The sequence below is a fragment of the Nocardia donostiensis genome, assembly GCF_002081715.1.
GTDB classification, from domain to species: Bacteria; Actinomycetota; Actinomycetes; order Mycobacteriales; family Mycobacteriaceae; genus Nocardia; species Nocardia donostiensis.
The window spans coordinates 1-7,456 of the sequence record NZ_MUKP01000089.1; the positions used below are offsets into that span (position 1 = coordinate 1).

The following is a 7,456-nucleotide window of genomic DNA, read 5'->3' on the forward strand; positions in this document are numbered from 1 at the left end:
ACATCGGCGACCGCGCCGCGCAGCGCGTCCAGATCGAGCGCGCCCTGCAACCGCACCGCGGCGGGCAGGTTGTAGGCGGCCCCGGCCGCGCCGGTGGCGGTGTCGGTCCCGATATCGAAGCGGTTCAGGAACCACATGCGCTGCTGGGCGAGCGACAGCGGCGGGTGTTCGGGCCTGGTGCGCGCGGTCAACGCCTGACGCGCACCGCTACCGGTGCGCGACTCCACCCGCGCGGCCAGTGCCGCAACGGTCGGCGCCTCGAACAGCGCCCGCACCCCGACCTCGGTGTCCAGGGCAGCGCTCAGCCGCGCCACCACCTGGGTGGCGACCAGCGAGTTGCCGCCGAGTTCGAAGAAATCGTCGTCCACGCCGACACGTTCCACGCCGAGCAGGTCGGCGAAGATCTCGGCGACGATCTCCTCGATCGGGGTGGACGGCGCGCGGAAACCCTTGGTTTCGAACACGGGCGCGGGCAGCGCCTTGCGGTCCAGTTTGCCGGAAGCGTTCACCGGGAACGCGTCGAGCACCACCAGCGCGGCCGGAACCATATAGCCGGGCAGCGAACCGGCGAGCGCGGATTTCACCGCCTCGATGTCGACGCCTGCGTCCGCTTCGGCCACCAGATAGCCGACCAGCTGGTCACCGGACCTGGCATCGCTGCGCACCACGACCACCGACTGCGCGACACCCGGCTGCGCCAGCAGCGCCGCCTCGATCTCACCGAGTTCGATGCGCAGACCGCGCAGCTTCACCTGGAAGTCGGTGCGGCCCAGATAGTCCAGTTCGCCGGTCGCGGTCCACCGCACCAGGTCGCCGGTACGGTACATGCGGTTACCCGCGGCGCCGAACGGATCGGCGACGAACCGGTCGGCGGTCAGGTCCGGGCGGCCCAGGTACCCCACAGCCAGCTGATCGCCCGCAAGATACAGCTCACCTGCGACACCGGGGGCAACCGGATGCAGCCGCGCGTCCAGCACGTACACCCGAGTGTTCCACACCGGACGGCCGATCGGCACCGACACCGTGTCCGCGCCGGTCACCTCGTGATAGGTGACGTCGACCGCAGCCTCGGTGGGGCCGTACAGGTTGTGCAGCCGCGCGCCGGTCAGCTCACGCAGCCGAGCGGCGGTCGGGGCGGGCAGCGCCTCACCGGAGGCGAACACCTGCCGCAACCGCGGCGCGGGCACTCCCGGTGCGTCACCGTTGCCGAGGGTGGACACGAACACCGACAGCATCGACGGCACGAAATGCACGGTGGTGATGCCCTGTTCGGCGATCAGCTGCGCCAGATACACCGGGTCGCGGTGACCGTCGGGTTTGGCCACCACCAGCCGGGCGCCGGTCTGCAGCGGCCAGAAGAACTCCCACACCGACACGTCGAACGTCGCCGGGGTCTTCTGCAGCACCGCGTCGGCTGCCCCGATCGGGTACTCATGCTGCATCCACAGCAACCGGTTCACGATCGCCGCATGCGCCACCGCGACACCCTTCGGGCGGCCGGTGGAACCGGAGGTGAAGATCACATAGGCGATATCGCCGCCCCGGATCGGCCGCGCCCGTTCGGCATCGGTGATCGGCTCGGCGGCGAAACCAGTCAGGTCCAGTGCGTCGATGGTCAGCACCGGAGCACCGGCGGCGGTGAACGCGTCACGGCCGGTGGTCAGGATGGCTGCGGGACCGGCGGTGGCCAGCACATGTTCGATGCGCTCGGCAGGCTGGTCCGGATCCAGCGGGACATACCCTGCGCCGGTCTCCAGCACCGCGTACATGGCGACGACCAGATCGACCGAACGCCGGATCGCCAGCGCCACCAGCGAACCCGGCCCGATCCCGTCGGCGAGGAGCCTGCGCGCCAGCGTGTGCACGCGCGCCGCGAACTCGGCGTAGCTGAGCTGCTCGCCCTCGAACACCACCGCGACCGCGCCGGGGGTGGCGGCAGCCTGCGTTGCGAACAGCGAGACCAGTGTCTCGTCGGGCACCGGGTGTGCGGTGTCGTTCCATTCGGTGAGCACCAGGGCGCGCTCGTCGACGGACAGCAGATCGATATCGCCGAGCGGAACGTCCGGGTGGGCCGTGACCAGGGCAAGCACCCGGTCGAGGCGGCGGGCGAACGCGGCCACCGTCGACTCGTCGAACAGGTCGAGCGCATAGGAGAACTCGGCCGACATCCCGGCCGCATCGCCCTCGTCGTCCTGGGTTTCCGACAGGGTCAGCTGCAGATCGAACTTCGCCAGCCGGGCGTCGTAGTCGATGCCGTTGACCGAAAGGCCGGGCAGTTCCAGGCTGGCCTGCCTGGTGTTCTGGAAGGTCAGCATCACCTGGAACAGCGGGTGCCGCGCCTGCGACCGCGCCGGGTTCAGCACCTCGACCAGCCGCTCGAACGGCACATCAGCGTGCGCGAACGCCTGCAGGTCGGTTTCGCGGGCCTGGGCGAGCAGATCGGCGAAACTGGTAGCCGAGTCGACCTCGGTGCGCAACACCAAGGTGTTGACGAACATGCCGATCATGTCGTCGAGCGCGGCCTCACCGCGGCCCGCGACCGGGGTGCCGATCGCGATATCGCCGGTCCCGGTCAGCCGGGCCAGCAGCACCGCCAGCGCCGAATGCATGACCATGAACAGCGAGGCATTGTGCTTGCGGCCCAACTCGACCAGCGCGCGCTGGGCTTCGCCGGAGATGACGAACGGATAGGTCGCGCCCCGGTAGGAGGCGACGGCCGGGCGCGGCCGGTCCGAGGGCAGCACCAGTTCGTCGGGCAGATCGGCCAGCGCGCGCGTCCAGTACCGGATCTGGCCGGAGATCAGCGAGTCCGGGTCGTCCTCGGAGCCGAGCACCTCACGCTGCCACAGCGCGTAGTCGGCGTACTGCACCGGCAGCTCCGCCCAGGCGGGCGCCTCCCACGAGGTGCGGGCCGCGTAGGCGACCATCACATCGCGGGCCAGCGGACCCATGGACCAGCCGTCGGCGGAGATGTGGTGCACCACCATGCCGAGCACGTACTCGGTGTCGCTGATCTCGAAAAGCCGGGCGTGCAGCGGCACTTCGCTGGTCACATCGAAGGCCATCGACGCCAGTTCGACCAGGTGGTCGATCAGGTTGTGCTCGGTGACCGGGATCGGGGTCAGGTCGGGCACGATCTGGGCGGCGTCCAGCACCACCTGCACCGGGCCGCTTGCGGTTTCCGGGAACACGGTGCGCAGCGATTCGTGTCGGTCGATCACGTCGATCACCGCCACCTGTAGTGCGGCGACGTCCAGATCGCCGGACAGTCGGATGGCGACCGGGATGTTGTTGACCGCGGATTCGGTGTCGAACCGGTTCAGGAACCACATGCGCTGCTGCGCCAGCGACAGCGGCACCTCTTCCGGACGGGTCCGGGCAACCAGCGCCTTACGCGCACCGTCACCGGCGTGCGATTCCACCCGCGCGGCCAACGCCGCCACGGTGGACGCCTCGAACAGCATGCGCACCGGCACCCTGGTATCGAGCGCGATACCGAGCCGGGAAGCCACCTGGGTCGCGATCAGCGAGTTACCGCCCAGATCGAAGAAGTCGTCGTCGGCACCGACCCGGGACAGTCCGAGCACCTCGCCGAAGATCTGCGCGACGATCTCCTCGATCGGCGTCGACGGCGCTCGGAATTCGCGCACCTCGAACACCGGCGCGGGCAGCGCCTTCCGGTCGAGTTTGCCGGACGGGTTCAGCGGCAGCGCCTCGAGCACCACAATCGCCGACGGCACCATATAGGCGGGCAGCGTGCGGTGCAGCGCCGCCTTGATGTTGTCGATATCGACCGGGCCCGCGTGCGTGACGACATAACCGACGAGCTGATCGCCGGCCACCGTGTCCAACACCAGCACAACGGCCTGGTGCACTGCCGGATGGTCGAGCAGCGCGGCCTCGATCTCGCCGAGTTCGATGCGCTGGCCGCGGAATTTGACCTGGAAGTCGGTGCGGCCGATGTATTCCAGCACGCCAGCGGTGCCGACCTCGGGGTCGTTCGGCACCGCCCAGCGCACCAGGTCGCCGGTGCGGTACAGCCGGGCTCCGGGCGGACCGAACGGGTCGGCGACGAAACGCTCGGCCGACAGATCGGGGCGGCCGTGGTAGCCACGCGCGGTCTGCACACCGCCCAGGTACAGCTCGCCGGGCACCCCGACGGGCACCGGTGACAGTGCCTCGTCGAGCACATAGGTGCGGGCATTCCACACCGGCCTACCGATCGGCACCGAACGGGGCGCGACCTCGTTGAGCTGCCAGGCGGTGGCGTGCACGGTGAACTCGGTCGGCCCGTACAGGTTGTGCAGCACAGCGGTGGAGAACTGCCGGAACGCGGTGACGGTGGCGGGCGGCAGCGCCTCACCCGCGACCAGAACCGCGCGCAGCGAAGCACATTCGACAGCCGAGGCGGCGCCGGCGAACACCGAGAGCATCGACGGGACGAACGAGGTCATGGTGACCTTGTGCCGTCCGATGATCTCCGACAGATACAGCGGGTCGCGGTGCCCGTCCGGGGCAGCGATGACCATGCGGGCGCCGACGGCCAGGGTGCCGAACAGCTCCCACACCGACACGTCGAAAGTGACCGGTGTCTTCTGCAACACCACATCGGCGGGGGTGATGCGGTATTCGGAGGTGATCCAGGCTATCTGGTTGACCACACTGGCGTGGCTGACCGCCACACCCTTGGGCCGCCCGGTGGAACCGGAGGTGTAGAGCACGTAGGCGGTGTTGTCCGGCCGCAGCGGCGCGCGCCGGTCGGCGTCGGTCACCGGGGCGTCGTCGTAGCCGCTCAGGTCGAGGGTGTCCACGGTGAACACCGGCACATCACCCGCAGCGACATCATGGGTCGTGGTGGTGAGCAGGCAGACCGGTGACGAGGACTCCAGCACGTACTCGGTGCGTTCCGCCGGATGATCGGGGTCGATCGGCACATAGCCGCCGCCCGCGGTCATGGTGGCGTACATGGCGACCAGCATGTCGACCGAACGCCGGATACCGACACCGACCAGCGTTTCCGGGCCGACACCTGCCTCGATCAGCTTGCGCGCCAGGCGGTTCACCCGCGCCGCGAACTCGGCGTAGGTGAGCTCGGTGACCTCGGCGTGCTCGTCACGCGAGCCGCCGTCGAAGATCACCCCGATATCGCCCGGACGCTGCCGGGCCTGCTCTTCGAACAGGTCGAGCACCGTCGCGGCGGGCACCGCGTGCGCGGTGTCGTTCCAGCCGGACAGCACGGTCGCGCGTTCGGCCGCGTCGAGAATGTCGATATCGCGCACCGCGGTTTCCGGCGCATCCACGACGGTTTCCAGGATGCGCAGGTAGCGGCTGATGAATTCGGCGACGGTATCGGCGTCGAACAGGTCGGTCGAGTAGGAGACCACGGCCGCCATACCGGCGGGGGCGCCGTCACCGGAACGTTCCTCGGTAACCGTCCACTGCAGGTCGAATTTCGCGATATCGACCTCGAGCTCGTCGGCGGTCACCGACAGCCCCGGCAGTTCCAGGGTGGCATGCGCCATCTCCTGGAACGACAGCATCACCTGGAACAGCGGATGCCGCGCCTGCGAACGGGTCGGGTTCAGCACCTCGACCAGACGTTCGAACGGCACATCGGCGTGTGCGAACGCCTGCAGGTCGGTTTCCCTGGTGCGACCGAGGAATTCGGTGAACGCCTCGCTGCCGTCGACCTCCGAACGCAGCACCAAGGTGTTGACGAACATGCCGATCAGGTCGTCCAGCGCCTGCTCGCCACGACCGGCCACCGGGGTGCCGATCGCGATATCGCTGGTCCCCGACAGCCGGGCCAGCAGCACCGCCAGCGCCGAATGCATGACCATGAACACGCTGACACCCTGCGCGCGGGCCAGCGCGCCGAGCCGCTGATGCAGGTCGGCGTCGATGCGGAAACCCACCCGGCTGCCGTGGAAGCTCTGCACCGGCGGGCGCGGACGGTCGGTCGGCAGGTCCAGCTGATCCGGCAGCCCGGCCAGCCCGCGCTGCCAGTAGGCGATCTGGCGCGCCGCTATCGACTCCGGGTCGGTTTCCGAGCCGAGCAGTTCCCGCTGCCAGACGCTGTAGTCGCGGTACTGCACCGGCAGCGGCGACCAGGCGGGCGCCTCACCGGCGGCGCGAGCCAGATAGGCCGCCGCCACATCGCGGGCCAGGGGGCCGAAGGAGAAGCCGTCGGCGGCGATGTGATGCACCACGAACGCGACCGCGTACTCCGGGGTGCCGTTGCCCCGGCCGCCGGTGACCTCGTACACCCGCACCCGGAACGGCAGTTCCCGCGATACATCGAAGCCGGTGGAGGCGAATTCGGCCAGCACAGCGTGCAGTTCGGATTCGTCGATCGGCTCGATGCTCACCTCGAGGTCGACCTGCTCGATCGGCACCACCAGCTGATATCCGCCGTCCCCGGACTCCGGGAAAATGGTGCGCAGCGATTCCTGCCGCGCCGCCACATCGGTCAGCGCGGCGTGCAGCGCCGACACCTCGACGTGACCGTGCAATCGCACCACGAACGGCAGGTTGTAGGTCGGCACCGTGGGATCGAACTGGTTGAGGAACCACATCCGCTGCTGCGCCAGCGACAGCGGCACCCGCTCGGGCAGCCGCTGCGCCACCAGCGGCGGACGCGGCCCTTCGGTCTGGCCCTGCTGTGCGGCGGTCTCCGCGCGGGCGGCGATCCCGGCCACGGACGGTGTCTCGAACAACGCCCGCACCCCGAGCTGGATACCGAACGCCGCGCCGATCCGCGACACCACCTGCGTCGCGACCAGCGAGTTACCGCCCAGGTCGAAGAAGTTGTCGTCGACGCCGATACGTTCCTGGCTGAGCACATCGGCGAAGATGCCTGCCACCACCTGCTCGGCCTGGGTGCGCGGGGCGCGGAAATCGGCGGCGTCGGCGGCGAACACCGGCTCCGGCAGCGCCTTGCGGTCCAGTTTGCCGCTGGTGTTGAGCGGGAACGCGGCCAGCACCATGATCGCCGCGGGCACCATGTAGCTGGGCAGTTTCTCGCTGACGAAACGGGTCAGCTCCGCGGGCTCCACCGCATGGCCGGGCGCGGGAACCACATAGGCGACCAGTTGCTGACCGGTGGCGGTGTCGACCACCAGCACCACGGCCTGGCTCACCGCCGGATGCGCCAGCAGATCGGTTTCGATCTCCCCGAGCTCGATGCGCTGACCCCGGAACTTCACCTGGAAGTCGGTGCGGCCGATGTACTCCAGCACCCCGGCCGGCGTCCAGCGCACCAGGTCACCGGTGCGGTACATGCGTTCGCCGTTCGCCGACAGCGGGTGGGCGACGAACCGGTCCGCGGTCAGGTCGGGACGCCCGCGATAGCAACGCGCCAGCTGACGACCGGACAGATACAGTTCGCCCGGCGCGCCGATCGGGGCCGGGCGCAGCCGCGAATCCAGCACGTAGACGCCGACATTCCATTCCGGGA

At 69.3% G+C, this 7,456-nt stretch carries 1 protein-coding gene; it reads right to left on the reverse strand.

The window, feature by feature from the left end; all coding sequences use genetic code 11:
- Positions 1-7,456: non-ribosomal peptide synthetase (locus B0T44_RS25585; RefSeq protein WP_139795365.1), on the reverse strand; the 7,456-nt coding region annotated here is incomplete at both ends.